At 61.4% G+C, this 24,832-nt stretch carries 29 protein-coding genes; 4 read left to right on the forward strand and 25 right to left on the reverse strand.

Features of this window, described 5'->3' with window-relative positions:
* Positions 1–306: 306 nt before the first annotated feature.
* The 7 genes from ACUXH0_RS19890 to ACUXH0_RS19920 all read right to left on the reverse strand — a co-directional run bounded on the left by ACUXH0_RS19890 (position 307) and on the right by ACUXH0_RS19920 (position 4,777).
* Positions 307–1,248 carry an ATP-binding protein gene (locus ACUXH0_RS19890; protein WP_024542404.1) on the reverse strand — a complete coding sequence of 314 codons (942 nt, stop codon included), beginning with the start codon at positions 1,246–1,248 and terminating at the stop codon, positions 307–309.
* 109 nt (positions 1,249–1,357) lie between these two features.
* The gene (locus ACUXH0_RS19895) at positions 1,358–1,783 is read right to left on the reverse strand and encodes a phage protein NinX family protein (RefSeq protein ID WP_024542405.1); all 426 of its coding nucleotides are present in this window, start codon (positions 1,781–1,783) and stop codon (positions 1,358–1,360) included.
* A complete protein-coding gene (locus ACUXH0_RS19900; RefSeq protein WP_157774036.1) occupies positions 1,780–2,463 on the reverse strand; it encodes a hypothetical protein in 684 nt (227 codons plus the stop codon). The genes ACUXH0_RS19895 and ACUXH0_RS19900 overlap by 4 nt, the downstream gene beginning before the upstream one ends.
* Positions 2,464–2,653: 190 nt before the next feature.
* Positions 2,654–2,860 (reverse strand): hypothetical protein, encoded by a 207-nt coding sequence (locus ACUXH0_RS19905; RefSeq protein ID WP_024542407.1) that lies wholly within the window; start codon positions 2,858–2,860, stop codon positions 2,654–2,656.
* Positions 2,861–2,962: 102 nt separating this feature from the next.
* On the reverse strand, positions 2,963–3,448 hold the full coding sequence (locus ACUXH0_RS19910) for a hypothetical protein (protein WP_182570830.1): 486 nt from the start codon (positions 3,446–3,448) through the stop codon (positions 2,963–2,965).
* A gap of 101 nt (positions 3,449–3,549) precedes the next feature.
* Positions 3,550–4,569: a toprim domain-containing protein gene (locus tag ACUXH0_RS19915; protein ID WP_182570829.1), complete on the reverse strand. Its 1,020-nt coding sequence runs from the start codon at positions 4,567–4,569 to the stop codon at positions 3,550–3,552.
* Positions 4,562–4,777, reverse strand: a complete 216-nt coding sequence (locus ACUXH0_RS19920; RefSeq protein WP_024542412.1) for a hypothetical protein — start codon at positions 4,775–4,777, stop codon at positions 4,562–4,564. The genes ACUXH0_RS19915 and ACUXH0_RS19920 overlap by 8 nt, the downstream gene beginning before the upstream one ends.
* A 160-nt stretch (positions 4,778–4,937) precedes the next feature.
* On the opposite strand from ACUXH0_RS19920, the gene ACUXH0_RS19925 reads away from it, so the two are divergent.
* Positions 4,938–5,840 (forward strand): hypothetical protein, encoded by a 903-nt coding sequence (locus ACUXH0_RS19925; protein ID WP_182570828.1) that lies wholly within the window; start codon positions 4,938–4,940, stop codon positions 5,838–5,840.
* 24 nt (positions 5,841–5,864) lie between these two features.
* Here the strand turns inward: ACUXH0_RS19925 and ACUXH0_RS19930 are convergent, their stop codons facing one another.
* A complete protein-coding gene (locus ACUXH0_RS19930) occupies positions 5,865–7,577 on the reverse strand; it encodes a tyrosine-type recombinase/integrase (protein WP_182594750.1) in 1,713 nt (570 codons plus the stop codon).
* A gap of 189 nt (positions 7,578–7,766) precedes the next feature.
* Between ACUXH0_RS19930 and ACUXH0_RS19935 the strand changes: the two genes are divergently transcribed.
* Complete coding sequence (locus tag ACUXH0_RS19935) at positions 7,767–9,767, forward strand: ATP-binding protein (RefSeq protein ID WP_024542415.1); 2,001 nt, start codon at positions 7,767–7,769, stop codon at positions 9,765–9,767.
* Positions 9,764–11,080, forward strand: a complete 1,317-nt coding sequence (locus tag ACUXH0_RS19940; protein WP_024542416.1) for a carbon-nitrogen hydrolase family protein — start codon at positions 9,764–9,766, stop codon at positions 11,078–11,080. Before ACUXH0_RS19935 ends, ACUXH0_RS19940 begins: the two co-directional genes overlap by 4 nt.
* 240 nt (positions 11,081–11,320) lie before the next feature.
* On the opposite strand, the gene ACUXH0_RS19945 is transcribed toward ACUXH0_RS19940, so the two are convergent.
* The 17 genes from ACUXH0_RS19945 to ACUXH0_RS20025 form a co-directional block, all read right to left on the reverse strand.
* On the reverse strand, positions 11,321–11,842 hold the full coding sequence (locus ACUXH0_RS19945; protein ID WP_024542417.1) for a hypothetical protein: 522 nt from the start codon (positions 11,840–11,842) through the stop codon (positions 11,321–11,323).
* Positions 11,843–12,043: 201 nt separating this feature from the next.
* Positions 12,044–12,913 carry a hypothetical protein gene (locus ACUXH0_RS19950; RefSeq protein WP_024542418.1) on the reverse strand — a complete coding sequence of 290 codons (870 nt, stop codon included), beginning with the start codon at positions 12,911–12,913 and terminating at the stop codon, positions 12,044–12,046.
* 104 nt (positions 12,914–13,017) lie between these two features.
* Positions 13,018–13,719, reverse strand: coding sequence for an RES family NAD+ phosphorylase (locus ACUXH0_RS19955; protein WP_024542419.1), 702 nt, complete (start codon positions 13,717–13,719; stop codon positions 13,018–13,020).
* Positions 13,719–14,105: an antitoxin Xre/MbcA/ParS toxin-binding domain-containing protein gene (locus tag ACUXH0_RS19960; RefSeq protein ID WP_024542420.1), complete on the reverse strand. Its 387-nt coding sequence runs from the start codon at positions 14,103–14,105 to the stop codon at positions 13,719–13,721. The genes ACUXH0_RS19955 and ACUXH0_RS19960 overlap by 1 nt, the downstream gene beginning before the upstream one ends.
* A gap of 172 nt (positions 14,106–14,277) precedes the next feature.
* The gene (locus ACUXH0_RS19965; protein WP_045220687.1) at positions 14,278–14,988 is read right to left on the reverse strand and encodes a hypothetical protein; all 711 of its coding nucleotides are present in this window, start codon (positions 14,986–14,988) and stop codon (positions 14,278–14,280) included.
* Positions 14,989–15,124: 136 nt separating this feature from the next.
* Positions 15,125–15,616: a hypothetical protein gene (locus ACUXH0_RS19970; protein ID WP_045220685.1), complete on the reverse strand. Its 492-nt coding sequence runs from the start codon at positions 15,614–15,616 to the stop codon at positions 15,125–15,127.
* The gene (locus ACUXH0_RS19975) at positions 15,609–15,986 is read right to left on the reverse strand and encodes a hypothetical protein (protein ID WP_045220683.1); all 378 of its coding nucleotides are present in this window, start codon (positions 15,984–15,986) and stop codon (positions 15,609–15,611) included. The genes ACUXH0_RS19970 and ACUXH0_RS19975 overlap by 8 nt, the downstream gene beginning before the upstream one ends.
* A gap of 132 nt (positions 15,987–16,118) precedes the next feature.
* Entirely contained in the window at positions 16,119–17,162 is a 1,044-nt protein-coding gene (locus ACUXH0_RS19980; protein WP_082076394.1) for a lambda-exonuclease family protein, read from the reverse strand.
* Positions 17,162–17,968: a hypothetical protein gene (locus ACUXH0_RS19985; RefSeq protein ID WP_052698657.1), complete on the reverse strand. Its 807-nt coding sequence runs from the start codon at positions 17,966–17,968 to the stop codon at positions 17,162–17,164. Before ACUXH0_RS19985 ends, ACUXH0_RS19980 begins: the two co-directional genes overlap by 1 nt.
* A gap of 110 nt (positions 17,969–18,078) precedes the next feature.
* Positions 18,079–18,531 (reverse strand): zinc-finger-containing protein, encoded by a 453-nt coding sequence (locus tag ACUXH0_RS19990; RefSeq protein ID WP_024542424.1) that lies wholly within the window; start codon positions 18,529–18,531, stop codon positions 18,079–18,081.
* Positions 18,524–18,742, reverse strand: a complete 219-nt coding sequence (locus ACUXH0_RS19995; RefSeq protein ID WP_024542425.1) for a hypothetical protein — start codon at positions 18,740–18,742, stop codon at positions 18,524–18,526. Before ACUXH0_RS19995 ends, ACUXH0_RS19990 begins: the two co-directional genes overlap by 8 nt.
* Positions 18,743–18,849: 107 nt before the next feature.
* Positions 18,850–19,371: a hypothetical protein gene (locus ACUXH0_RS20000; RefSeq protein ID WP_157774053.1), complete on the reverse strand. Its 522-nt coding sequence runs from the start codon at positions 19,369–19,371 to the stop codon at positions 18,850–18,852.
* A gap of 310 nt (positions 19,372–19,681) precedes the next feature.
* Positions 19,682–19,963 carry a hypothetical protein gene (locus ACUXH0_RS20005; RefSeq protein WP_024542428.1) on the reverse strand — a complete coding sequence of 94 codons (282 nt, stop codon included), beginning with the start codon at positions 19,961–19,963 and terminating at the stop codon, positions 19,682–19,684.
* Between the two features lie 17 nt (positions 19,964–19,980).
* Positions 19,981–20,322 (reverse strand): hypothetical protein, encoded by a 342-nt coding sequence (locus tag ACUXH0_RS20010; RefSeq protein WP_024542429.1) that lies wholly within the window; start codon positions 20,320–20,322, stop codon positions 19,981–19,983.
* A 101-nt stretch (positions 20,323–20,423) separates the two neighbouring features.
* The gene (locus tag ACUXH0_RS20015; RefSeq protein WP_182594749.1) at positions 20,424–20,711 is read right to left on the reverse strand and encodes a hypothetical protein; all 288 of its coding nucleotides are present in this window, start codon (positions 20,709–20,711) and stop codon (positions 20,424–20,426) included.
* Positions 20,708–21,247, reverse strand: a complete 540-nt coding sequence (locus ACUXH0_RS20020) for a deoxynucleotide monophosphate kinase family protein (protein WP_024542431.1) — start codon at positions 21,245–21,247, stop codon at positions 20,708–20,710. Before ACUXH0_RS20020 ends, ACUXH0_RS20015 begins: the two co-directional genes overlap by 4 nt.
* A 104-nt stretch (positions 21,248–21,351) precedes the next feature.
* Positions 21,352–22,365, reverse strand: a complete 1,014-nt coding sequence (locus ACUXH0_RS20025) for a Sak single strand annealing protein (RefSeq protein WP_024542432.1) — start codon at positions 22,363–22,365, stop codon at positions 21,352–21,354.
* A 14-nt stretch (positions 22,366–22,379) separates the two neighbouring features.
* On the opposite strand from ACUXH0_RS20025, the gene recD2 reads away from it, so the two are divergent.
* Positions 22,380–24,794, forward strand: coding sequence for an SF1B family DNA helicase RecD2 (recD2, locus tag ACUXH0_RS20030; RefSeq protein WP_082076393.1), 2,415 nt, complete (start codon positions 22,380–22,382; stop codon positions 24,792–24,794).
* Positions 24,795–24,832: the final 38 nt, after the last annotated feature.

Genomic DNA, 24,832 nt, shown 5'->3' on the forward strand with positions numbered 1-24,832 from the left:
TCGATCGCGCGCGCCTTACTGGAGAAGCGGCCGAGCGCGCTACCGGCGGCCGTCTCAGCGCTCCAGTTCGCCCCGCCACCGAGGACGGTCCCAGCGCGGCGCTCTCCGCACATGACTAGAAAGCGGCCTGAGCCTTCGCGAGTGATTCGAATTTGAAAGTGCATGACAAGATCTCCGGTTGCCCACAGGGATTGGAATGATTGCGGCCTTCGGCCGCTCCATGAATCGAGAGTGGTTGTTGCTATCCGGCAATAGAAAAAGCCCACCCTGCGAACAGCAGAGTGGGCCTTTTGAAGCAGTGCAGGCTTACGCCCCTTCCTTGACCCAGCGATCCCAGATTTCGAGGACCGCGCTGGCTTCATCTTCCGGCGCACCGTTCAGGCTGGTATCCAGAAGCGCTTCACGTGCCGAATCGACGATCCCGCTGATCTTGCTGTAGCCGACCGTCTCCATGGCCCAGACGCAAAGCGAACGGGTGGACATGATCACGCGCAGCGTGCCGCCGCGACCTACGAAGTTCTTGCGAACCTCGCCGGCCAGTTTGACCATGCCTTCCACAATCGCAACCGGAAGACTGGGCGCAAGCTTCTGCAGCAGGGCCTGCTCATCTGTGGCATCCATGTGTCCGACCTTGAACACCTGAAAGCGGTCCAGAAACGCGACCGAACTGATGCGCTCGCCCTGGTACACGCCCGAATCGTCGCCATAGCCGCCGGAGTTACCGGTGGCAATGAAGCGGAAATTCGGATCGGCCATCACCACCTCTCCCGTGTCCGGAATGGTGATCGAAGCGCGACTGTCCAGAACTTCGGCCAGGTTCATCTGCTCACCAGAGTCCAGGCGAGTGATTTCGTTGGCCAGAAAGATACCGCCATGGCGCATGGCCATGACAAGCGGGCCATCGCGCCACTGTGTGTTGCCACCCACGATCTCGTAACCCCCGACCATGTGAGAGAACCGCGTCTTGCCCGAACAGGCCAGACTGAACACGGGGATGTTCAGGCGCGAGGCAATTTCATTGACGATCGAAGTCTTGCCGACCCCCGGTTCGCCGATGAGCATCGCGTTGCGCCGAGCCGGGTTGCCCAGCAGAAAGCGCAGCAGCTTCTTGAGAAGAAGCAGCTGGAACACATACCCAGCGGATACTGCCGGATAGGCCTGCGCCGGGATGCCGTCAATGCGCTCACGCACCTGGATGGGGGCGCTCGCGCCGGGAATGCCGAAGAGATTTTCGATGGTGTTGCTCATAGATCTGGCTCCTGAGTGTCCGGCGGAATGCCGGCGTTCAGGTATGGTTGTCAGCTGCCACCAAAGAAAAACCCATCTCCTCGTGAGGAGATGGGTGTAGTGCTGCAGATCAAATCAGGACGGCCGGGACTTCAACCGTCGGCCCCAGCTTGGTGCCTACCCAACAACGCATCGCCGCGATGAGAGCGGTATGACCGTCAAATCGCTGCTGGCGCTTATGGACCTGATAGGAGTGGCCACCGTAGCGCTTGCCACCGCTAACTGTGTGCTCAGCCCAGTCGACCGTTTGACCATTGCCCATATCGGCACTGCGCATGGCGAACCAGAGGTGCGACCCGGCATGCCTGCGAATGCCGATGGCTTCGCGCGCAATGATTGGCCCGGCGTCTGCCCAGCTAACCGACGGGTCGAATGGGCGCTTTGAGCCGATCCAGATACGCCGACCCTCTGTGATGGTGGGCTCCAGACCTTCGCACATTGCCACTGCCCAATCAAGCGCAGCGCCAACGAGGTCTCTCGTATTCACCGATTTCATGACACGTCCAGCGTCTCGGCTGCCTCGAAAGCATCACACTTGCGCACATAGCCCGAACTGTCGACCAGCCCCGGCCATCCCTTGCCGCACGACGAGCTCTCGCCTGGACTGTAGGTGCAGTGCTTGCAATCCGAGCACAGGTCATCATCGCTGATGGACTTGTCGGTAAAGGGAGTCGGAATCGGGCTCAGGCTCTCGTCCGCGTCATCCTCCTGGGAGATGCCCGCATCCTCTTTGCTCACCCATACCCATGCGAGCACGTACGCACCGTCGTCCGATGGCGACAGCACCGGCCGGTCGTCGAGATCGATGTCGCCGTCAGACCCGGACTGGTAGTTTTCACGAGCGGCCTGCGCGAATGGATCGTCCGGCTCGCTTGCAAACGCGGCCAGACAGTCGCCAAAACGCAGGCCATCCCCGACGAGCGCAGCCAGCAGCGTGCTCGCACTGTCCGAACTGAGCCCCGGTTGCTGGATCTCGATGCCCGGGAACACGTCCACGAGGCCTTGCCGGTCGTTGGCGTCCAGGGCGCCAAGTGCGGACAGCTGGTTGGCAATCGCGCCGACCAGGCATTGCAGCCCGTTGCCTTCGGGCGATGCGATCTCTCGCGGCGGGTAGCCGGCCTCGAGGTCGCGCAAGGCAGTCATAGCGTAGTGCAGCAGTTGAATTGCTTTGATCATGATGGTCTCCATAGGTCCGACGAAATGCCGGTTTCCTGCATGGTTGCCGGATGGAGGCCAATAAAAAACCGGGCACACGGGCTCAACGACCTACATGCCCGTGCCCCAAATGAAAAACCCGCCAGCCTCCCGAAGGAGACGTGGCGGGCGTATAGCAGGTTGCGTGGTTAGATGGGCTTGCGGAGTTGCGTCATGCGCTGATGTGCAGGATGACCTGCTGAACTTCCTCGCCGGGCCTGCCGACAGGCAACTGACCCAGGAACGCACCAACATCTCCTACCTTATAGACCTGGTAGTGGCCGTTGGTCAGTCGGCCAATCGGCACATCGTCCGGCACGCCTTCGATGTAGGCCCGCAGTTCGCCGACCGTTTCAACAATCTTGCTCTCTTTACGCATGATGAGTCCTTTCTGGTTGTCCTGAATTGCGTTAATTCTCTTCCACGTCGTCGACCGTATCGTCTTTCCCGAAATAAGCAGGCGCGTGGCCCGGTTTGGTTGCTATCGCTTGGCGATCTCTGCCCTGTACGCTGCCCACTCTTCGGGGGTGCGCATGGCGTATCGCGGCGCGCCGAGATTCGGGTGCGTCAAATGCGCGACTTGGCCAAGCATCTCGTCCCAGCCGAGGCCGTCGCAACGGCGACCGTCCGGCATCACTACATCGAAGCCACTACCGCAATCGCGCACCTCGACCGTGAACGACAGCTTGAGCGGCTGCTTGAGGAAGTAGCTCGTCGTCGAGTCATCGCGGGCGTTCTCCGGTTGCATCTGCGACAGTTCGTGCGCATAGGCCAGCGCATCGTGGCCCGCATCGTTCTGCAAAAGCAGAACCGTGTTCCCCGACTCGACGCCATCGGAAGCCAAAATCTCGACGACGTTGAAGTAGCCCGCGGAGACGCCTCTATCGAGGTCGTTCCACCAGACTTGCGAGCCCGGCTCCAACGTGCGCAGCCAGGAATCGCTCGAAAGCGAGGTGTTATCGGTCATTTTCTGCTCCAAGTAACTGCCGGCGGAATGCCGGGTTCACAGGTAGTTGACGGGCCGGAAAAAGAAAAAAACCCGCCAGCGCAAACGCTGACGGGTTCGGGTCATGCAGCCAGAAGGGCTTCGTTCCAGTCTTTGCCTTTCTCGGGGCGCAAGCGCTGAGTTTTCAGACCGACGCCGGCGACGGCTTCGATCATCGTCGCGGCGGTGCGATCACCAGCGTCATCCGCATCAAGGCCCACCAGCACCTCCAGATTCGCATTGCGCTGCTTCAGGGTCTCGAACCAGGGCAGACGCCAAGAATTGGCGCCAGGGAGCGCCATGATGGCGGTGTCCTTGTCTTGCCCCTGCTCAACCAGGCTGAGCATGTCGATGTACCCCTCGACGACGATCAGGCGGTTCATCTCGCCGTTCGGCCGCCACCACCATGGGTAGACCAAACGTCCATAGCGCAACGCCTTGACCTCCGTGCGATCAGCCTGGTGATTCAGGCGGAACTCGACGCCCGATTTCTTCGGCAGGATGCCGACGATCGGGCGGAAAGCTGCCGCCGGGCATGCCGCGCCTTGACGCAGCAGGCCTGACGCCATCAGGTGGATGCTGCCGATCTGTTCACGAAGCCAACGAGTGGCAATCGGCGACTGCGATGGCAGACTGCGGATGATGCCTCGCCCCCACGCCTCCTGGAACACCTTGCTCGAGATGCCCCGGCGTCGAAAGTAGGCTTGCGCGTCGCGCTTGCCTTCCTGCGAATCCAGCAGCTTGTCCACGATGACGTTGATGGCTTGCGCCTTGGCGCCATCGTCGATAGGCGCTGGACCCGCCTCTCGGCGGGGAGCCTTGGAGGGTTGAGATTGAACGACTCCAGTACGAGACTGGACCTCCTTAAGCGCGGCACGCAAGGAAATGCCGCGTGAAACGGCAAGGAAGTCGGCCGCGTCCCCTCGGATCCCGCAGGCATGGCACTTGAAGCGCCATTTCCCACCGTCTCCTACATAGACGCACAGCCGGTTCGAGGTTTCCTGCCCCTCACCACACGAGGGGCAGCTGGCGCCGCCCCATGTCCTCCCTTGCTTGCGCAGGGCAAAACCCTGTTCCTGAACAAGCTCGGGAAGATCAACCACGATGACCTCCCAGCCAGGTGTGTTTCCACTCGGCTTGGCGCGTCAGGCTGGCCGCGCGTCGCAGACTCTTCTGACGCCAAGCAGCGCCGACGAAAAAGCACGCGCGACGTAGAAACGCCTGGCCAGCATTGGACTTCACCATCACGACAAGCAGGCGCCACCAGAACAGCAGAGCGGAAGCACCAACCAAAGCAATCAGCCAAACCATGATCGTCTCCTGAAAATCCCGGACATCCCGGGGGTTCAGAAGTAGTTGTTAGCTGGCACAGACAAAAAAGGGTGTTGCGCGAGTTGGTATTGCCAAGTAAGATGAATTTCACGCGGACACAGCACCCCCGCGTTCACCTGGGTGCCATCTGGAGAACAATATGTTTCAAGCCATCGCTGGGCTGCTCGCCCATAAAATCGATCGTCCGCAGCATGTCGAGATGAGTGAATCTCCCCAGCGGACCGCCTCCCCCATTTTCGTCGTCCCCAAAGCTGTCCGGCGCGACATCGAGCAGATCACTGGGCTGAGCCCGGCTGCATTCCTGAACGCCTGCAAGGACTATGCGTTTGAAATCCCAGGTATCGTGCAGTGCCCCGTAGTGGCGCACCTCACCAGCTGGCTAATTGGCCTGGGCGAAGATCCCACGACCGTGTACGACTGCTCGATAGCCGATCTCTGCGACATGGCCCGGAAACACGGAGGGATTGAGCTCGCGCCAATCATCGCCGAGCCGCTGCGCGCCTACGCGCTCTGGCACGCTGGCCGCGCAATCATCGTCATGGTGTCCGTCGGCCGCGGCACCCGGATCGTCGCAGTGCGCCCTTACGAACACGGCACGATCGACTCGCTCATCCCGGATCCCGAATACGCTCTTCGATCTGCCAAGGCCCAGGGCATCGAGCTCAGTGAAGAGGAGATCCAGTCCGCCTTCGCGTATTGGTTCGAGATCAGGGTCGCCGAGGATGGCGCACTGCATACGTTGCGCACGCCGCCCGAGCTCGTCGAGCGCGATGCCTGCGAATACAGGATCGTCGCGACAGCGCGCACTGGCACGGTGAAGACGTTCACGATCCGGCTGAAGAACGAACTGTCCCTGAAGGACCGCGCGAATCCGGAACTGATGCTCGAACATCGGCATGACGTCATGCATCAGGCCTTGGAACATTGCGAAGGCCTGGGCTGCACGCTCTACTTCTTCCTGTCCAGCGACAAGGCAGCTGCGCCGGCGGCAGAGTGGGTGCTCGAGCCATCGATCGTGACCAACGTAGCAGACACGGATTAGGCCGTATCCCAGCCACCTGGGTAGCTATCGATCGGAATCGCCGGACGACTGCTGCCAGAACTCCTGCATCTGCTGCATGCGCAGACTTTGCTCGGTCGTAGCGTAGACGCTAGTGGTGACGAGCGACGTGTGGCCCAGGTTGGCTTGGACCGCCGTCAAAGCGACACCCGCCTCCAGCGCATGCGAGGCGTGCGAATGCCGCAGCCAATGCGCCGAGGCGCCAAGTAGGCGCTCCGCACGCGCCGGATCTTGAGCCTTCACGCTCTCGGCGGCGCGTTCTGCCGCTTGCTTCACGTCTCGCGCAAGCACCGACGCATTCACGCCCTCATATGGATCGAGAGAAATGGTCAGGCCCTTCGGGCCAACCCACCCCAGCAGATACGCGCCATTGGCACGTGCACCTTGGGCTCCGCGCGCATGCGCCATGCGCCGTGCCCTATCGATGATTTCGGCGGGAACAGGCACCTCCCGATACTTCTTGCCTTTGCCGACGACACCAAGCAGGTAACCCTCGCCGAGTGGCATGACATGTTTGAACATCGCACCTGCGGCCTCTGAGATGCGTAGACCCGTGGCGTACAACAAATCGAGCAGCAAAACCGTACGCTCACCGCGCGCGCCTGGGCCTGCGTGCTCACGCAGCAGGTCCAGATCGGCTCGCGAAAGCAGGCGGCGCCCGAACTGTTGACGCAAATTCTGCCGGCCCGGCCGCGGCAGGTGAAGTGCCGGATTGAGGCGCATGATGCCCGTCTGCACGAAGAACGTGAACATCTTGCCGATGATGATGGTGGACTGGCGCAGGCTGGCCTCAGAGAGCGGTCCCTCCAGTGGACGCCACGCTGGGCTGTTCTTCGGAATGTTCCTCGGCGCGCACCAGTGCTCGCGCGGCTGGGGATCCTCCAGGAAGTCCCGGTAAGCAATGACGTCTTGTCGCACGAACTCGACAATGCGCTTGCGGCGCTCGAACGTAGCCCAGATCAGCAGCCTCTCGACTTCGCGGCGGTAGGCGCGCAAGGTGTGGCCGCTGTAGCGCGACAGAAATGCACGTACCGCGTCGGCATGAGTCTGCGCTCCTAGCGCGTTACTTGCACTGGCCGGATCGTCCAGCACGTTCACCAAAGTGAGAAACGTGGCCGGCACCAACAACTCGGCGTTGTCGGCGGCCTGCGATCCCGTGTCGATCGGCACAGCCGGCCAGGCGGCGCGCTCATCAGTCGTCAACGACCACTCGCGCATGAAGGCCTCAAGGCGCTCGGCCTTGAGTCGGCCGATGCCGCTGATGCTCGTGTGCCAGTATGGACTCATCATCCGTACGCACAACGCGTGCAAAGACACGATCCCACTGGCCTGCAGACACGACGCGATACGCGGTGCAAACCAGTCATCGATCGGGTCGCTTGGCACAGGACGGCGCGCAAACTGCGTCTCGATCTGCTCGAGCGCTTGAACGATGGCTTCGCCGCCGACGGTGATCCGCTCCTTTTCAGGCGCAGTTTCGCTATTGCCCGTGAGTGCGAGCACGTCGAAGTCGAACAGCTTGGCAAGCTCGGGCTTGCCCGCCTCTAAGGCCGCGCCTGCGCAAGTCTCATGCACCTCCATTAGAGTCTGGCGCACGAAGCTACTATCGACGCGCCGGCCGTCATAAATCAGCGACAGGTAACGGTCGAACGCAGCGTTGACGTCCATGCCATCGATGACGCTGCGCAAGAAGGCAATGTGCGGAAGATCGATTCGCATAGGTCCGTCCGATGCGCGGCCGGGATACCGCTCTGGGGTTGGATCTGCAGCCATTCTAATGATGTCGAGCCGCGCATCCCTGGCTGCTTGATTTTGATAGTTATCATACCTTGCTTCTCGCAGTGTTGCTACATATACTCGCAACACAACACAAATTGATCGTTATTCGAAGTCCACGAGCCACTGACCATGAACCAACTCAAGAGTGCCAGCGCCGAGGTCTACAGCACCCGCAGCTTTACGGCATTGCTCATCGTGCCGGTGAGCATCATGGCCGCGCTCAGCCTGTTCCCGGCTGCGACGCATGGCGTGGTGTTCGGCCTGATCGCACTGCTGGTGCTGCTGAGCGTTGCGGCGCTCTTCAACCTGTTGCGGCAGCTGCTCGACATGAAGCTGAACAACCTTCCCATCAGCCCCGGTCTAGTGCTTATGGTTGCAACAGGTATCGCGTGGCATGCAGCTGCCCGTACCTTCCCTTCCCTCGCCGGCTGGATCGTCCCGGGCTGCGCGGGCATGCTCATTGTTGGCGCGATCTACACGCTGTTTGCGGTAGCCATGGCGCTGACAACCAAGCCAGTCGTTATGCCCAATCAAGATCTGCTGCTGGTCTGGGAGGAACAATACGCGACCGCCCCTGCCGGTGCCGCTGATCAGACGCAGCTGCCGACGCAGAACTTCCAGTTCCGTGCGGCACGCCCCAGTGTGAACTTCGACAGCATCGTTGGTCAGGAGACCCTCAAGAGCGATATGCGCCGTGCGCTGTCGGCCTGGCAAGAGAAATCGGGCAATGGCGTCCTGCTGTTCGGCCCTCCTGGCGGCGGCAAGAGCCTCATGGCCAGCGCCCTGGCTGGGCAGGCCGCCCTGGGGCTCATTAAGGTGAGCTACGGCGATCTGGCGTCCAAGTGGGTTGGCGCCACCACCGAGAATCTGCGCAAGGTGTTTGAGGACGCCTGGGCGCAGGCGCCCGTGGTGCTGTTCTTCGACGAAGCGGACAGCCTGGTCAGCCAGCGCTCCGGATCGGGCAGCTACGAGGAATACAACCGGATGGTGACGACGTTCCTCTCGCTCGTGGACGACACGCGCACCCACCATCCCGGCGTGCTGCTGGTGGCGGCGACCAACTTCAAGGACCGACTGGACGAGGCGGCGGTGCGCGCGGCGCGCTTTGACTTCCCCGTGGAGGTGCCGCTGCCCGACGCGCAAGCCCGCGCCCACCTGATCGACATCGAGCTTAAGAAGGAACGCATCGGCATCGACAATGGGGTGCTCGAGCGGCTCGTGCGGCGCTGGGGCGGCTTGAATGTGCCGACGATCCAGAAAGCCACCCAACGCGCCATCGAGATCGCTCGCGCGGGCAATGCAAGCGAGGTCAATTTCTCGGATCTGCTCAAGGCCATGCGGACACTGCAAGGCTACAAGGGCGGCGCCGCGGAGGGCACGAAGGAGATCGGCCAGCTGTTCTATGCGCCTGAAGTCAAGCGCCGGTTGGAAAACCTCGCTGCGCAGATGCGCGATCTCGACCGTTTCGAGGAACTAGGCGGCACTCTGCCCAAGGGCGTTCTGTTCTCCGGCCCGCCGGGCACGGGCAAGACTGCAGCGGCGTCTGCCCTAGCCAAGGCGTGCCAGTGGCCGTTGCTCGTGTATTCGGGCAAGCAACTGATGTCGGAGGACGCCGTGCAGAAGCTGCGCGACAAGGCGAGCAACATGCGCCCGGCCATTGTCTTCATCGACGAAGCGGATGACATCCTCGCCGATCGCTCGATGAGCGCGACCAAGGAGGCTACCAACGCTCTGCTGCAACTCATCGACGGCGCCGGCGGCATGCTGCAGGACGTGGTGTGGATCGCGGCGACAAACAATCCGGACATGATCGACGCTGCAGCCGTGCGCGGTGGGCGCTTCGGGACGCGTGTGGAGATTGGGCTGCCCGACGGCGACGTCGTTCGAGATGTGGTGGCCTGGTGGGCGTCCGAGCACGCCGGCTTCCTCGGTGAAGGGGATCCGGTGTCTTGGGTGGATCAGGCGGCCGGAGTGCTGACTGGGCTGTCCCAGGCCTCGATCCTGGAGGCGCTCAAGGACGCCAAGAACATGGCTGTGATGGATGCCATGGGTGGACAGAACACGGGGAAGAAGGCAGTAGTATTGCTCGAGCATGTACAGGCCGCGCGCGCGGCAATGGCGGCTGCATGAGCACGGCAGCATCGTCCCCGGTAGGCGCGCGCCTGCGCGCCGCACTTCCCTGGTCCAACCTGTCTACAGCGGGCAGCTGGGCCGCCCTCGGCGCGCTCGCCGGCTGGTTTTCCATCGAATCCATCATCAGCACAAGCTGGCTGGCGCCCAACGATGCCCAGCGCATGCTGTTCGGCTTCGCCCTGCTGTCCATGACGCTGGCATTTCGGCCGAAACACCGCCGGCGCGATGTGGCACTGCTGTTCTTTGGCTGGTATCTCGGTGCCGGCTCGGCGATTCCATCTCTGTGGACTGGCTTCTTCGCAGGCTCGGTGGCCCCAGGCGTGATGGCCTGGCTAGGCTGGGCGCTGATAATGGCCGCCCCCTTCCTCCTCGCACCGCGAGGCCGGCCTTGGATCGGCATCCTTTGCGGACTGAGTCTGGGCGCAGTACCCCCACTGGGCATACTTGGTATGGCCTCTCCCCTTCTGGCAGCCGGCGCGCTGTTCCCGGGTTGGGGGCTGGCTGGCGTAGCGCTGATCGCCGCGCTGCTGGCCATCGCGTCCTGGAGCTCGACGGCGCGCACCAGCGGGAATAAGGCAGTGACGGCTGCGCTCATCGCAGCGCTACTATGGGGCGCACTCCAGGCTGCCACATATCGTCTGCCTGCCGCTCCCGATCTTGCTTGGGCGATGACGACGTATCTCGGCGACTATCCGGAGGCTCTGCAGCAGCGCTTTGCCCGCCAGGACGACCTCAAGGCGCAGGTGCGCCGCGCGATCGACGAAGGCGCCCGCCTGATCGTGCTACCTGAGGGCGCGAACGCGCAATGGAATGACGGCCAGGCCTTCTACTGGAGCGACATCGCAGAGTTGGCAAGGAAGAAGAAGGCGACGGTTCTGCTGGGAGTCTATGAGACCGATCCACTCACCCAGCATGACGGGCGTGACACTCTGCTCGACCTGGTAACGGACCAGCACTACACAGCGCAAATGCCCATGCCAATTGGAATGTGGAGACCGTGGGCAGATGAGCACTACCCGATGCGGGCACCCGGGGGCGGCCTGCAGACTCGCTACGGCCCGGCGTTAATCTCGATCTGCTATGAGGATCTGCTATTGTGGCCGCTGATTGCCCAGCGTCTGCAGATGACCGCGCATGGCACGACCCCGGCGCTGCTCATTTCAGCTGCCAACCAGTGGTTCGCTCACGACGGCAACGCGGTCGCTCAAACTCGCGCTATCGGCATGCAGGCCCGGATTTGGGGCGTGCCTTTACTTCGCGCGGTGAACTGGGCGCGGCCAGTTTCACATGCTCCATTCTCCGTCAATTGATGCAGGAAGGCCTAGATGCGCAGAATCTTCTTCTTGGCACTGCTGGTGACACTAGCTGCAGAAAGTACCAACGCCAGGTTGCTACATGGACGAAAGTTGAAGGTAACGGCGGTCAAGTAGTCGATGCTTAGGGTGCGTCGACAACCGAATGATCCTACGCTCGCGCCACCGACCCACTGAAAGCTGAAAAACAAAAACCCCCACACAGCCGATCACGGCTGCATGGGGGTCTTGAGTGAATCAGTATGTGGCCTCGATGATCTTCGTCGCATCCACGCCGAAAGTCTCTGCAGCCTCCTCATAGATGTCGCGGATAGAAACGCCGACCTTCTGGATGGTTTCACCGCGGCGTATGAAAGCAGTGGCGTGACCAGTCAGATAGCGCAGCTTCTCTGCACCGATCTCCTGCGCAACCAGCACCTCGCCCTCCGCAACGAACGGCATGATGTGCTGCTCCCACGAAAACTCAGCTTCATCGGTGCCCTCCAGGTCGTCCTCGGGCACCTGCAAGGCTTTCGCCAAGCGGGCGAAGCCTTCGGGGTCAGCCTCACGGTCCGGGATGTTCGGAGACAACCAGCAGGGGAAACCGCCGTTGTCGGAGTCGCCTGCGCCGAAGCCGACGTGCAAGCCTCCCTCGATTTCCTTTTCCCACATTTCCAGATCGGCGCCGATGAGCTCAAGGTGCTCCTGCAATGCCTCAACTGTCACGCCATCGTTGAGGCGGACATAGTTCGTCCGTGCACTGCCATACCAATTTGCCATGTCTTGCTCCTTATAGTCCGGCGGAATTGCCGGGATTCGGGAATGGTTGTGCGATGCCAAAAAGAAAAAACCGACCCACGCTTGCGCGCAGGCCGGTTTTCGGGTCAATGCCCGAGTCCTTGGGGCCGTGATCAGGCCTCCAGTTCTTCGGTCAGGTGAACGGACTGAAATTGCTCGTCCGGGTAGGCGTAATGCGCCTGCTCAGTGCTCGGCATCGCTCCCTTCGAAGTACAGATCCCTCAGATCGATCGCCGTCCCCGCGCCGCCGTCGTAGAACAACACGCCACGGTCGCGCTCGAACCCGGAAGGCAGTTCGCCATCGGTGCTGACACTGGTGATCAGATCGTTGAGATCGATCGCTCGCGTCTCGCAGTCGTAGTCCGCGTTTTTGGGATGCCCACGGAACCAGAACGAGGTGTTCCCCGCCCCGTGCTGCGGATACACCACAAGCTCGCTGTCGCGCATACGCAGACTGTTATCCGGATCGCTCCAGATGCCATTGTCTGCGTCAACATGCGCCACCCGAATGCCGGCCGCCGAAGCAGCTGCCGACACGCGAGCGATCTTGGCCAGAAACTCCGGCTTGACCTCGATTGCAGCGTAAGACGGGCTATCCCCGTCTTGGTTGCACGCGAAGGCATCGATCACCAGCTGGTACGGCGTGAACGACGGGATTTCCGGAAGCGCCTTGCGTGCTGCCATGGCGTCCCCGGCCAGCTTCAGCGCCCCGATGACTTCTTGCGCGGGTACGATGTTCTGGCGTTCGGCCTCGTGAAGCATGGCCTCCAGACTCACGGCACCGCTCATGACGTTTCGCACCACCAGGCCCAGGTCTTCGCCAGACGGCTCGATGGCGACGTCGTTATCAATGACTCGCCCGTCGGGCGCCGAGATTTCAACAGCGCGCAGGCCGGTCCAATCGTACGACGGATCGAAAACGAGATTGCCGACAGCATCCGCCCTTGCCATGACCGCTTCGATGATCTGGCCATCGTTGGCGTCATCCGGCACTTCAATGACTTCGGTTGCGTAGGCGGGGGTGTCTTGGCCCCAGGTGACTGTCACTTTCATGTGGCTCTCCTCAAGGTCCGGCGAAATGCCGGGATTCGGAGATAGTTGCCTGGTAAGGACAGAAAAAAACCTGCGGCCTTCGGGGGACTATCTTTGGGAGCCTGCTACGCCTCGGGCATATCAAACTGCAGCACCGTGTCGTCCCGTGAAATGAGAACACGCTCGGCTGTCGTCTTGCACACCCAGGTCTGTTGCAAACAGGCGTTTGGCATACTCAGTGTCTGGACGTCGAACACCACCTGGCAGGCTCCGTACTCCCTACGCGCAGATTCGTACCGGATTGCACCCGTAGGCGGAATAAGGCTTCTGGCATGCGTTGCAAGCGCGTGACAGTGAGCGTAATTCTCGGGATCACGCCAGTTGGCGCGGTGCGCGTTCCAGGGCGGTTCGGTCAGATCCAACTCTAGCCCGCAAAAGTGTGCCTGGAAGAACGTCAATTCCACGACAAGCTGCGTGTCCTTGAGTCCCTCGCTGTCCATAAAGAATTTCCAGCGCCAGTGGGCGATTTCTGCCGCGACGGTCTCTGGCTCGTCGGCTCCGTACCAAGCACCGCCCTCACCTGGACGGCGAAAGCGCGAGGACCACTGAGAGACATAGCGAAAGGGGGTCGAAAGCAGATAGGGCGCCCCTTCGGCTTCGACAGGCAACGTTGGCTTGCTATCCTCAAGCAATTGCTCGAGTAGATGCTGCTCATCCAGAGAGTCCGCCAGACGCATCGTCGCAACGCGATGCTGCGCCTCCACCGCGCGCCAGAGATCGCGATGTTGGGTGCCAATCGATGCCAGCCATTCTGCGTGCCACTGCATCAGGCGATGGCGCGCGCGCCGTCCAGATAGCTCACCACCCGCACGAGGCCGTCCACCTTCTGGATCGCATCCTTCGGGACTTCGTTGAAGGCGCGGTTAAAGGAAGACATCCAGAGCTTGCGGTGCTGGTCGCTGTTACCGACCATGGCATCCAGAGAACGGTAGACACGCACGAGCAATGTCGCGAGCTCTGCTGGTTTGGTCCCGATCTCCAGTTGCCGCTGGCCGGCGGCCATGCGCGAGACTTGCGACTCGCTCACACCGACCACACGTGCAAGCATGGCGTTATTCAACCCCAGCAGGTCCGCTGAGCGCAGGGCGGCCTTCGTCAGCACCGCGCCGGCGGTCGCCTGATTCTGCTTCCCTACGATTGCGTTGGTTCCCATTTGTTGAGTCCGGTTTCTTGCTATAGAAATCATATATCGCGATTCTTTCATTGGCAATAAAAAAGCCGGGCATGAGGCCCGGCTGTTCTGTGGTTATGTGCTTCATTCGGCGCACCGAATTGGACATCCTTTGAGGCTTGCGCTTGAGCGGCAACCGCATCCGTGAACTGGCCTACGCGTTCTTGACAAACACGGTCACGATACGACCGCTGCCAACGTTCTGGACATCGACGTTGATACCTTCCAGTTCGCGGTCGCGAATGTCATCGAGCGTGAACTTTGCTGCTTCCTCGGGAGAATCAGCAGTGACGCTCATCTCCACCCGGCCGGTCCAGTCCTCGCTGTCCTCGCCCTGCGGCGAATTCAACGCCTCAAGGGCGGCACGCAGGTCAATCCGTCGTGCCTCCTCGATGCTCGCCATCAAGCAGCAATGGGAATCGAGGAAACCGTCCGAAGGCCGTTCGCATTCTTTGTACGGGGTGCCGTCATCCTTTTCGAAATCCCAGATGCTGAGATCAGCAATCTGTTTGACAAACCGCGCCCTTTCCTCCGAATGCTGCATGGCTTGCGATAGCGCGACCTGAGTGGCTTTCATAGCGATAGAAAGGCGGTTGATCACCTCCACCGCATCCTCCGCCACCCCTGGAATTGCCGACTCAACAGAGTGCTCTTCCGAATTGAGGAGGCGTTCACAGATTTTGTTGGCGTTGGCATGGTCTTCCACATTCTGGGACTGCTCGACTGCTTTGAGTAGCCGCACGTATTGCGTTAGATCCCAGAGTCGCGCGGAACTCACCACCATCAGATCGGCTTCGCAGCCTTCATTGCTGCCCGACTCGTTCAGCGCATCGGTCAAGTCAAACAACTTGTTCAAATTGCTCATGGAATTCTCCTTGAGTATCCAGCCGGGATTGGCTGTATTCCAGAGTGGTTGCCCTGCCGGGACATAGAAAATCGGGCCAATGAGAAAAGCCCCGTCTCCGAAGAGAACAGGGCCTGGTTGCTTGATTTACAGTCGCTTAACGACAGCGCACGCTGTGGCAGCGGGCCGAACAGCTTGCCGCATCGAGCCGGTCATCCCATAGGATGTCGAGGGCTTTCCGGTTCGCTTCAGGCTTATTGTCTGCCGCGACCTTGATAATGCCGAGCACCGTGACTGCCACGTCGTCGCCGACGGCTTCAACGGTCACCGAGTAGATCCCGGGCAGCTTGTCACCGATACGTTCCACGTCGCGCCCGAGGTGCGTTTTCGAGTAGTCCTCGTGGTCTTCGTCCTGCTCCAGCACGCGGCCGGTGCGCGGGTCAATCACGAAGAACTCGAAATCATCGAGCACATCCACGCCGATCTCCGAATGGAAGACATCGAGCGCCGCAGCTGCCATGCTGCCTTCGGACAGGCCGGTGGCCACCATGACCGAATACACGGCGGGCACATGCCTGTCCTCGTCGTCCAGGGCCTTCCTGTTCACCACGGGGATGGCGGCGATGGCTACATTGATGAAATCAGCCATGGATGACAGCCTGCGAAGCGCTCTGCGTTGCATTCGCCTCCAAGCCCAACTCCAACAGAGCCTCGGCGTCCCAGTCCTCCAGCTTGCACTGGGAATCAGACTCGACCGCATTGGCCCAGTCCGAAGCCGTCCGGACTTGCTCAATGCTAAGCGGCTCGATCTCAATGCCAACTTCGCGGTAGGTGCCAAATTCGTGCTGATTGGTGGTCAGCACCAGACTCACGCCAACTGGAGGCTGGCCATAGGCGCGCTCGATCTGGCGAATGAATGCTCTGCACTCGCTACGATTGCGCACGGCAAAATTCACCTCGCCGACCTGGGCCACGTCCGCGCAGGAAGGGCCAGCGCCGACCTCGATTACGTTCTTCATCTGGGGTTCTCCTCTCATCTTCGGCGGGGATTCGCCGGTTTCCCCTGTAGTTGTTGCGCGCGGCACATGAAAAAACCCGCCAGCGTGTGCTGGCGGGTTGTGTGATGGTGGTGTGATTCAGCTGACGAACGATCACGCGCTCGCTTGCTGCCCCTCTCTCTGGCCGCTGGCCTTCACGTACCAGGTCTCCTTACCTTGCTTGCGGTACGGTTCGAAGTCGATGTTCAAATCTTTGGCAGCCTTGGCATAGTCGATCGTGCCCTTGACCATGGATTTGATCACCGACACGCCATAGCCTTCGGCGCGGCCACCCTGCTTCTCTGCCAACTCAATGAGTTGCGCGCGCAGCGCGTCTTTCTCGCCTTCGAGGTCGCCAATTCTGTCGACCAGCTCCAGGTAGGCTTGCGCAAGCGGCTCCATGCCATCGCCAAGCGGAGGACGTTTCTCGAACACCGCCTGCCAGAAGTCCAGCAGACACGGCAGCAACCGCTTCGCCATCATCGCCAGTTCGCCCATGTCGACCGGCACGATGACCAGTTCGTCCTTATCCGGGTCGTAGCTCACGAAGAACGCTCGCTTGTCGTTGCCCCAGGACTCAGGCATACCCCAAGCGACCAGCGCCTGGTGCGCGATTTGTGGCACGTAGTAATCGACCACCTGGCCATTCTTGGCCATCTCGTGAACCTTCGCGGATGGCACCTTGATCTCGACGATCGTATTGCCATCCAGGCTCATGCCATCGAACGATGCCGAAAGCTGCGGAAAGGGTTCGCACTCGCCGAAGCAAGGCGACACCATTTCGCCCGTCTTCGCCTCATACGCCAGGCGGGCAGTTTCCTCGTACTGCCGACCCCGATTCATCGCGAAGTTCGATTTCTGCGGCGGCAGTTGCCCGGTTTTCTCCAGCCAGAGGGCGTGTAGAGACCGCGCCCACGACGGCTTGCTGCACAAGCCGCGTCCTGCTGCGATCACCGGTGCATCGGACGCGCCCAAATGCTGCGCACGCCAAGCGTGCCAAGCATCGTTGTCGGGCGAGCCCGAGGACGTGGTAAATGCAACCTGCTTCATTTTTTCCTCCTGCAAAGTCCGGCGGGATTGCCGGTTTTTCAGGAGTGGTTGCTCAGCGCGAAGAAGAAAAAACCGCCTGCGCTTTCGCGAGGCGGTTTGGTGGAACATCAATCGGCGGCTCGGAGCAGCTTCACAGCGATCGTTCTTTCGGCCTCACTCAATGAAGGATCGACCTGATCGCAAGTTTTATTGACGGCTTCGCGCGCCTGGACTTCGCTTCCGATCGCGAATCTGTACGTCTGCGCGCGGCTCCGCACCTCATCGACAATGGATTGGACTGACTTCAGGTCAATGCCACCATCCAGTTCGGCATATCCGCTCAACGAATATGTGTCGACCCAGGTTGCACTGCAGTTTTCGCACTTCACCGATTGCGAAGCGGTAGCTTCCTCGCCTTCGATATGCCCCTGGCAGGAAAGGTCATTGCTCCCGCAAGAGGGGCAATGACAACCACGACGGGCAATGAATTGCGCGTCGGTCATGACGCCCTTCTCCGGCGCCCATTCTGCCGTTGCCGGCGGCTGGCCAGCGGACGATTCGATGGCGCCGACGACTTGCGAGATCTGAGCGGCCATGCCCTGCAGACGATTCAGCGCGCATGTCGTGCTATCTGCGTCCTCTAGTTCACGAACGATGGCCAGAATCAGCGTGTCGCCGATTCCTTCGAACTCACGGACCGACCGCAGTGCGGAATACGTTCCGTCCTCATAGCCGCTGACTGCGATGCGCTGCAGCTTGTTCAGCGGTATCGCATCGCGCGGCTGACCTTCCGCTGTCGAGGGCTTCTGCTCGAGTAGCTCATTGCTACGCTTCAGCGCCTCGGCAATCGTCGCAAGGTTGCGCGCGATCGACGGCATAGTGCCCTCGAAAAAGTTGCGGCCCATCATGGTTTGAAAGAAGTCTGGTCCTGGCATACAGGTCTCCTGTGGATCTCGGCGGGATTGCCAAGGTTCGCAGGTGGTTGTCAGTGGGGGGCAAAAAAAAATCCCGCCTGTAGCAGACGGGATTGGTTGCACATCAGCAGTCACGCCGGGGCAATAGCGCCAGCCGATCGCCGGGCACAGGCCATAACAACCCGTTCACACGTGGGGACGTCGAACCAGCCAATGTGGCATTCATCGACGCACGCGATCCCAAGTTGGCCTGCAAGCCAAGCGTAGGCCTCCGAGCGAGTCATCTGCCTGGACTGCCACAGCGGATTGAATGCCGCCTTGGCTCGCTTGCGCGCCTCGCGGGTGGGTCCGTCCGCCAACGTCCCCAGGGGGATCGCGGTGAAGGGGTGCATTCCCACGTAGGCTCCGCAGCCGCAGCAGCGATACGCCCACGGCCAGTCGCCATATGGCCGCCCGTAGATCTTCTCGTTGCCGACGATCTCGACGGAGCCACCGCAGGCCTCGTGCACCTTCGGCGCCGGCAGCGGGTTCTGCACGCGCGCAATGGCACGGCGCGATGGATTCCAAGGTGTCTTCTCACGCATGGTCCTGCTCCTGCTGCGCGGCGCCAGGGGCGCGGGCTTTGCGGGGCCACTTTGCAGTCAACGCGTAGCCCTCGCGTTGGGGTTCCGGTGTCGAACCAGCCCCGAAGAGAAATTCTTGGCGCTCGACGGGAATGCGCGCCAGCGTCTTGCCGACTTGCGCGGCCAGGCGCACCGCAGACAAGCCGATGAAAGCGGGCACATCGTTTTGCATGTTGATCTCCTGTAAAGGTCCGGCGGGAGCGCCGGTTTTCCAGGATGGTTGTCTCGCGCTGCCGAAGAAAAAGCCCGCTCCATGTAGGAAGCGGGCTCTGGTCGAAATCAAGGCGCGGAATGCACGCCTGGAGTGGTTGGCTCCTGCTGCTGTGCGGGCGCGGCGGCACACTGGTTCCATCGCGCTGCATCCTCCGACACGCCCGCCCGCTGGCCAGAAAGGTCAGTAGCCGAAGAGGAAAGAATGGCGCGCAAGACCTTCGCAGCGGCCGCGGTCGCCGAAGGGAGGAGCTCGTCAAACTCGCCCTGTACGGGACCGACGTTCACCGTCTTGTCGTAGCATTCGAGCCCGTCGGCAATCGCCTCGATGTCTTCTCGGCTGTACCCTCCTAGCTTCAGATCCCCAGCGCCATCATGGCTGGAGGACCGCTCGCACAGCGCCTTCAGATTTCGGATTGCGCCCTCCGGCACGTTGGGCTTACTCCATGTCAGATATGGCCGCCAGTTCCCGTACTGGCCGTCAGCTAACAGGGTGCCGGCCAGTTCGTAAGACCAAGCCACCGGCTCGGCGCCGACCAGAGCAGCCTGCAAGGCCGCCTCAAATTCTGCCTGCGAATAGACTTTTTCCAATTTCATCTCCCGATTGATGTCCGGCTAATCGCCGGGGTTCCACGTTGGTTGTCATGCCCGACCATAAAAAAGCCCGCCTCCTCATCGAGGAAGCGGGCTTAGTACGTATGTCAGGTTTGGATCAAGCCTGGCATCTCCTCAGGCTTCGGTCCCGGACCGTGCACAGTAGGCTCGCACGCAACGTGATGCAGAACGGCGCGTACCGCTTGCACGAACGTCTCGCGAGTCAGACGCCAGGGGAAGTCACCGATGGCACCGCGGGCGATGCGGATAATCTCCTCATCGCTCGGCTTCCTTTGCACCTGGGATGTCATGCGAAAAGCTCCATTTGGTTGACCTCGAACAAGCGGTCCTTGCCCCATACTGACCGGCCATCGAGGGTGAATCCGTTGAGGTAGTAGTCGCCGCCCTTGCCGCACGGCCGGCGCACGACCAGGTGGTAGTGCTCCTGCGACGGGCGCTCCCGACCATTGATTTGGTCGTGGTATTCGACGCAAGTACATGGGCCGTCGATCTCTCGAACGACGTAGGGGCCGGTGCCATAGTTCGTGCGCAGGTGAGCACCGATGGTGACGATGTGCTGTCCAGTCATGGTGTGCCCCTCCCCGCTTATTGCCGAACTGGCGGCTTCTCGCCAGGTGCTGCCGACCGGAGGACGTAGCATTCGCCAGCGACAGGAACGATCTGGCCGGACTCATCCATGTCCCAACACGAAGGGCCGGCGCTTTTGACGCCTCCGCCAACAATCTGGATCGGCGGACGCTCAGGCTTGTCTTCGGTTCGAAGCGTGCCTGGAGCCGGACGGAATTCGCTGTACAGAGTGACCACGGTTACATCGTGAGCGTTTGCCGCAGGCTGCGGCACTTGTGCTTGCGATGCCATTGAGACCAGCATCGACAGCATTGCAGCAAGCATCGGGCGGCAGCCCTGAGTGAAAATGGGTGCAATCATTTGGATCTGCTCCTAAATGTCCCGGAATGCCCGGGGGTTCGGTATTGGTTGCGGCCACGGGCAAAGAAAAAACCGCCGAGCCTTGCGGGCACGGCGGTTCCTCAGTTCAATGTCCTTGCGCTTGGAACGTCGAAGTCCCAGACGTCCAGTGACTCCTCCTCGTCTGCGCATGACCGGCACGGAAAACTTTCGGCCACATCAATGAGCGGCATTAGGCAGATCGGTACGCCCGACGCGTTGAAGATCGAGAGCATTGCGCCCTGCTCCACCACGCAATTGCCGCCCTCTGGAACGTGAACGCTCAGGCCCGAGAAGGTGACAATCAGCGTGTCCCGCGCGCACGTAATCCGCTGGCCAACCCAAGCGGTTTCGAACATTGGCACCATCACGCGGCTACCTCCATGTCGATCTGCGTCAGCAGGGCGATGAGCTTCTGGTGCAGTGTCTGCAGCGTCGAGTCGTTGTGCACCACGGCATCGCACAGCGAAGAGTGGTCCTGCTCGGTAACGTGCGCCCCTGGCTCGATGCCAGGCCGATTGATCCAGACGATGAAGGCGTCGAGCTCACGCAGCATCGCGAACTCATTGGGCAAGCGCGTATCCGTGACGCACACGCGCTTTCCGCTTGCGACTAGGCCCCGGATGCGATCGCGCAGGATCTTCACCCAGTAGTCCGGGTCTTGCGCCCGCCGGCCCATTCCAACTTCGATCAGCAGATCGCGCAAAGACTTCCCGCTCAGGAAATCCTGAGGCTTCTCCTTGTCCTCATCGGCGATTCTGCGAGCCTGAGGGTATTGCGCAAAAATCTCTTCGCGCAGCGCGTCGGCGAAGGCCACGGTCACGTAACCGGCCGCGCGCAGCGCATTGGCTGCTGTGTCCTTGCCGCTGCGCTTGATACCGGCTAGGCCAATGATGTTGCTCTTCATGACTCTCTCCTTTCTTTCCGGCAACAGGCCGGTTTCGCAAATGGTTGCGGTAAGCCGGCAAAGAAAAACCGCCCTGACATACTGATGTCGGGGCGGTTGGTTGGTCAGGCAGCCTTGGGTTCCAGCGCACGCATAGCGCGTTGGATCTCCGCTGCGGTCAGGGTGTCAAGCGCCAAGCCGGGCTTGCCGAGCCAGGTCATCAACGAGTCTTCGGACCGGTCGACTCGCGAAAGCGTTTCGCGCAACGCGTTGATCGCCTCGACGGAGGCTCCTGCGGGCTGCGACCCACTGCCAACGAACGTGGTCTGCAACGCCTCCAGGTCTTCCTTCGCGTAGACGTTCAGGCCATAACCGGACTGCACCGCGATGCCCTTTGCAAGACAACGCATGACGGCGCGGTTCCAATCGTGCGGCGTCGGGGTCGTGAGCGCCATGTGCTCGCGCCGTTTGCCGTTCACCTCGACGACACCCATGATGGGCAGCATCTCGATGTGGCTCTGGCCCTTGTAGGTCACCTTGACCGAGACCATATAGCTCTGGCCAATGACGACGTACGGCTGCTCGCCAATCTCCCCGCTGACCGGGTCAACCGACTCATACTCGATCACCTCCCAGCTGAACTCCGGGTCGGTGATCCGGCATGCCGCCAGCGCGGCGGGCCATGAAACGTACGACGGCCCCTTGTCACCCCCCTTTTTCACGGTCAGGGGCGCCATCTTTGCGAGGTCAGTTGCTGGACCTACGTTGAGGGCGCGCAAAAACGCCGCTGCCTCGTCGTACTTGCCGTACAGGCCAAGTCCAACACCAAGCACCGAGGCAATCGCCTTGGCGCGGCAGCGATTGATCGCGTCGTTCACGTCGCGAGACGTCAGACGCGAGGTCGGGACCGCTTCGTTGCGCGCATCGAGGATCGGCAGCCAGGTCCGATGTCCGTTCATGTCGATGGCCACGACCGCCCCGCCCAGCAACGTACGCGCAGGATTGCCCTTCCACATCACCACGTTTTGCTGCGGGCGCTCAGCGATGGCGAGCGCAGCGGCCCACGGAATGTAGGACTGGCCGTTGGCGTCAGCGACGAGCTCCTTGTATTGCACCTTGATGCCTTCGATGAATTCCATCTCTTTCTCCTGTCATGGACCGGCGGAATTGCCGGGATTCAGGACTGGTTGTCAGGACGGAAAGAGAAAAAGCCTGGCACACAACATCAGCAATATGTTTGTTTCATAAAGATTGCCAAGATGCGCAACGTAAAGCATACTTTGTTTCCAACATCGGAGGAAGAGCAAGATTTCGCAACGTCATGGCTGAAGCGACCCTGAACGGCGAGGTGCTACGCGTCACGTTTCGCAGCGAGGAGAACGACTGGAGCGTTCTCGTACTGCGCAACCCCGACCGCAACGGCCCGCCGGAGATCCACTGTGTCGGCGTGACCAACGCCGGTCCGGGGCAGTTTGTGACTGCCACCGGCAAGTGGACTCAGCGCAATGGCTCGCCGCAGTTCAAGGCGGACCGCATCACCGCGACGAACCCGACCACCCCCGAAGGCATTACCGCCTACCTGGGCTCGGGCACGATTGCCGGCATTGGTCAGAAGAAGGCCGCCGCACTGGTCGCCGCCTTTGGTGTGGATGTCCTGCGCGTGCTGGATGAAGAGCCCGACAAGCTCATTGGAATCAAGGGCTTCGGCCCCGCCACGGTCGAGCGCATCAAGGCGGCATGGGATGAGCAGCGGCAGGTGCGCAGCATCATGCTGTTCCTGCACAGCCAGAACGTCTCCGCCGCCCTCTGTCGGCGCATCTACCGCGCCTGGGGCGACAAGGCCGTCCAGCTAATCCAGTCCGATCCTTTCCGGCTGTGCCTGGAGATCCGCGGAATCGGCTTCAAGACGGCGGACACGATCGCCAAACGCCTGGCCATCCCCACGGACAGCCCGCAGCGCATACGCGCCGGCATGATCTACGTCATGCAGGAGGCCGTTGGCCAGGGGCACGTCGGCGTCCCCCGCCCGAAATTCCTTGAGCTCAACGTCGAGGCGCTCGGTGTCGGTGCCGAGTGTATTGCGCCCATCCTCGATGCGGACCTGAATGACCAGGTCGACAATCCGCAGTTCGTGCAGCACGAGGACTGCGTCTGCTTCCGCTGGCTGGCCGCCGCCGAGGAATTCGTCTGCGAGCGCCTGATCGAGAAGGCCGATCTGATGGCGCCATGGAAGGAGCCGGCTGGCGGCACCGCTGCGCTGATTGCGCGGATAGAGACGCGCGTGAACATGAAGCTGGCCAACAAGCAGCGCCAGGCAGTGGTCATGGCGCTCAACAGCCGCGTGTGCGTCATCTCAGGCGGACCCGGTGTCGGCAAGACGGCGACCACCAACGTCATTCTGGCGGCCATGCGCGAGATGGGGCTGAACGTGGCTGTGGCGGCCCCTACGGGCAAGGCTGCACAGCGCGCGTCCGAGGCCACTGGGCAACCAGCCAGCACGATTCACCGTCTGCTCGGCCTCAAGGGGGGCGACTCCAAGGAGTTGCAGCAGGTGCAGGCGGACGCGCTGCTGATCGACGAGATGTCGATGGTGGACGTGCCGCTGATGCGCAACGTGATGCGCGGCCTGAAGCGCGGCACCGCCCTGATCTTGGTAGGCGACGTTGACCAGCTTCCCTCGGTTGGGCCCGGCAACGTGCTGGGCGACATTATCCGCAGCGGCCGGGTCCCGGTCGTGATCCTGGACGAGGTTTTCCGGCAGGCCCAGGGCAGCCTGATCATCCGAAACGCGCACGCCATCAACCATGGGAAGAACCCCGAGCAAGGCGTGCACGGTGACGATTTCTTCCTCATGACGGAGAAGAACACGACAAGCTTGAGCGACGCCTTGTCGATCAAGGACGAGGATGCCGTGCCGGCCGCCGTCGCGCAGGCCTGCGCGGATGTCATCCGGGATCTGATCACGAACCGCTTGCCGGCCAAGTTCGGCTTCGACCCGGTGCGCGACATCCAGGTGCTCTCGCCGATGAACAAGGGCGCATGCGGAGTTGGAGCGCTCAACGAAGCGTTGCAGCAGGCCATCAACCCTCATCCGTCGGCCGTCGTTCGCCGCTATGGCGCGTGCTTCGGTGTTGGCGACAAGGTCTTGCAGACCCGCAACAACTACGACCTGGAGATCTTCAACGGCGACATGGGCCTGGTTGAGGCCGTCGATGACGACAACTCGGTCCTGCACGTGTCGTTCGACGGCAAACACGTGGCAGTGCCGTTCGACGATCTGGACGACATGCGCCTGGCGTACGCGATGACGATCCACAAGTCGCAGGGCTCGCAGGCGCCGGCGGTGATCATTCCGATGGTCACGCAGCACTGGGCGATGCTCCAGCGCAACCTGCTCTACACAGGTGTCACGCGGGCGCGAAAGCTGGTGGTGCTGGTGGGCCAGTCGCGCGCGATCGCCGCGGCCGTGCGCCAGCGCGATGCGGCCAATCGCGTGACGCGCCTTTGCCAGTTGCTGGCGAACAAATCGCAGGAGGACGAGACAGGAATTTTTCGCCTCGTGGCGTGAGAGATCACGCTGAAGTGGGGGCGAAGAGAAAGGGGGGG

It is taken from the genome of Ralstonia sp. 110700041-2 (assembly GCF_056280165.1).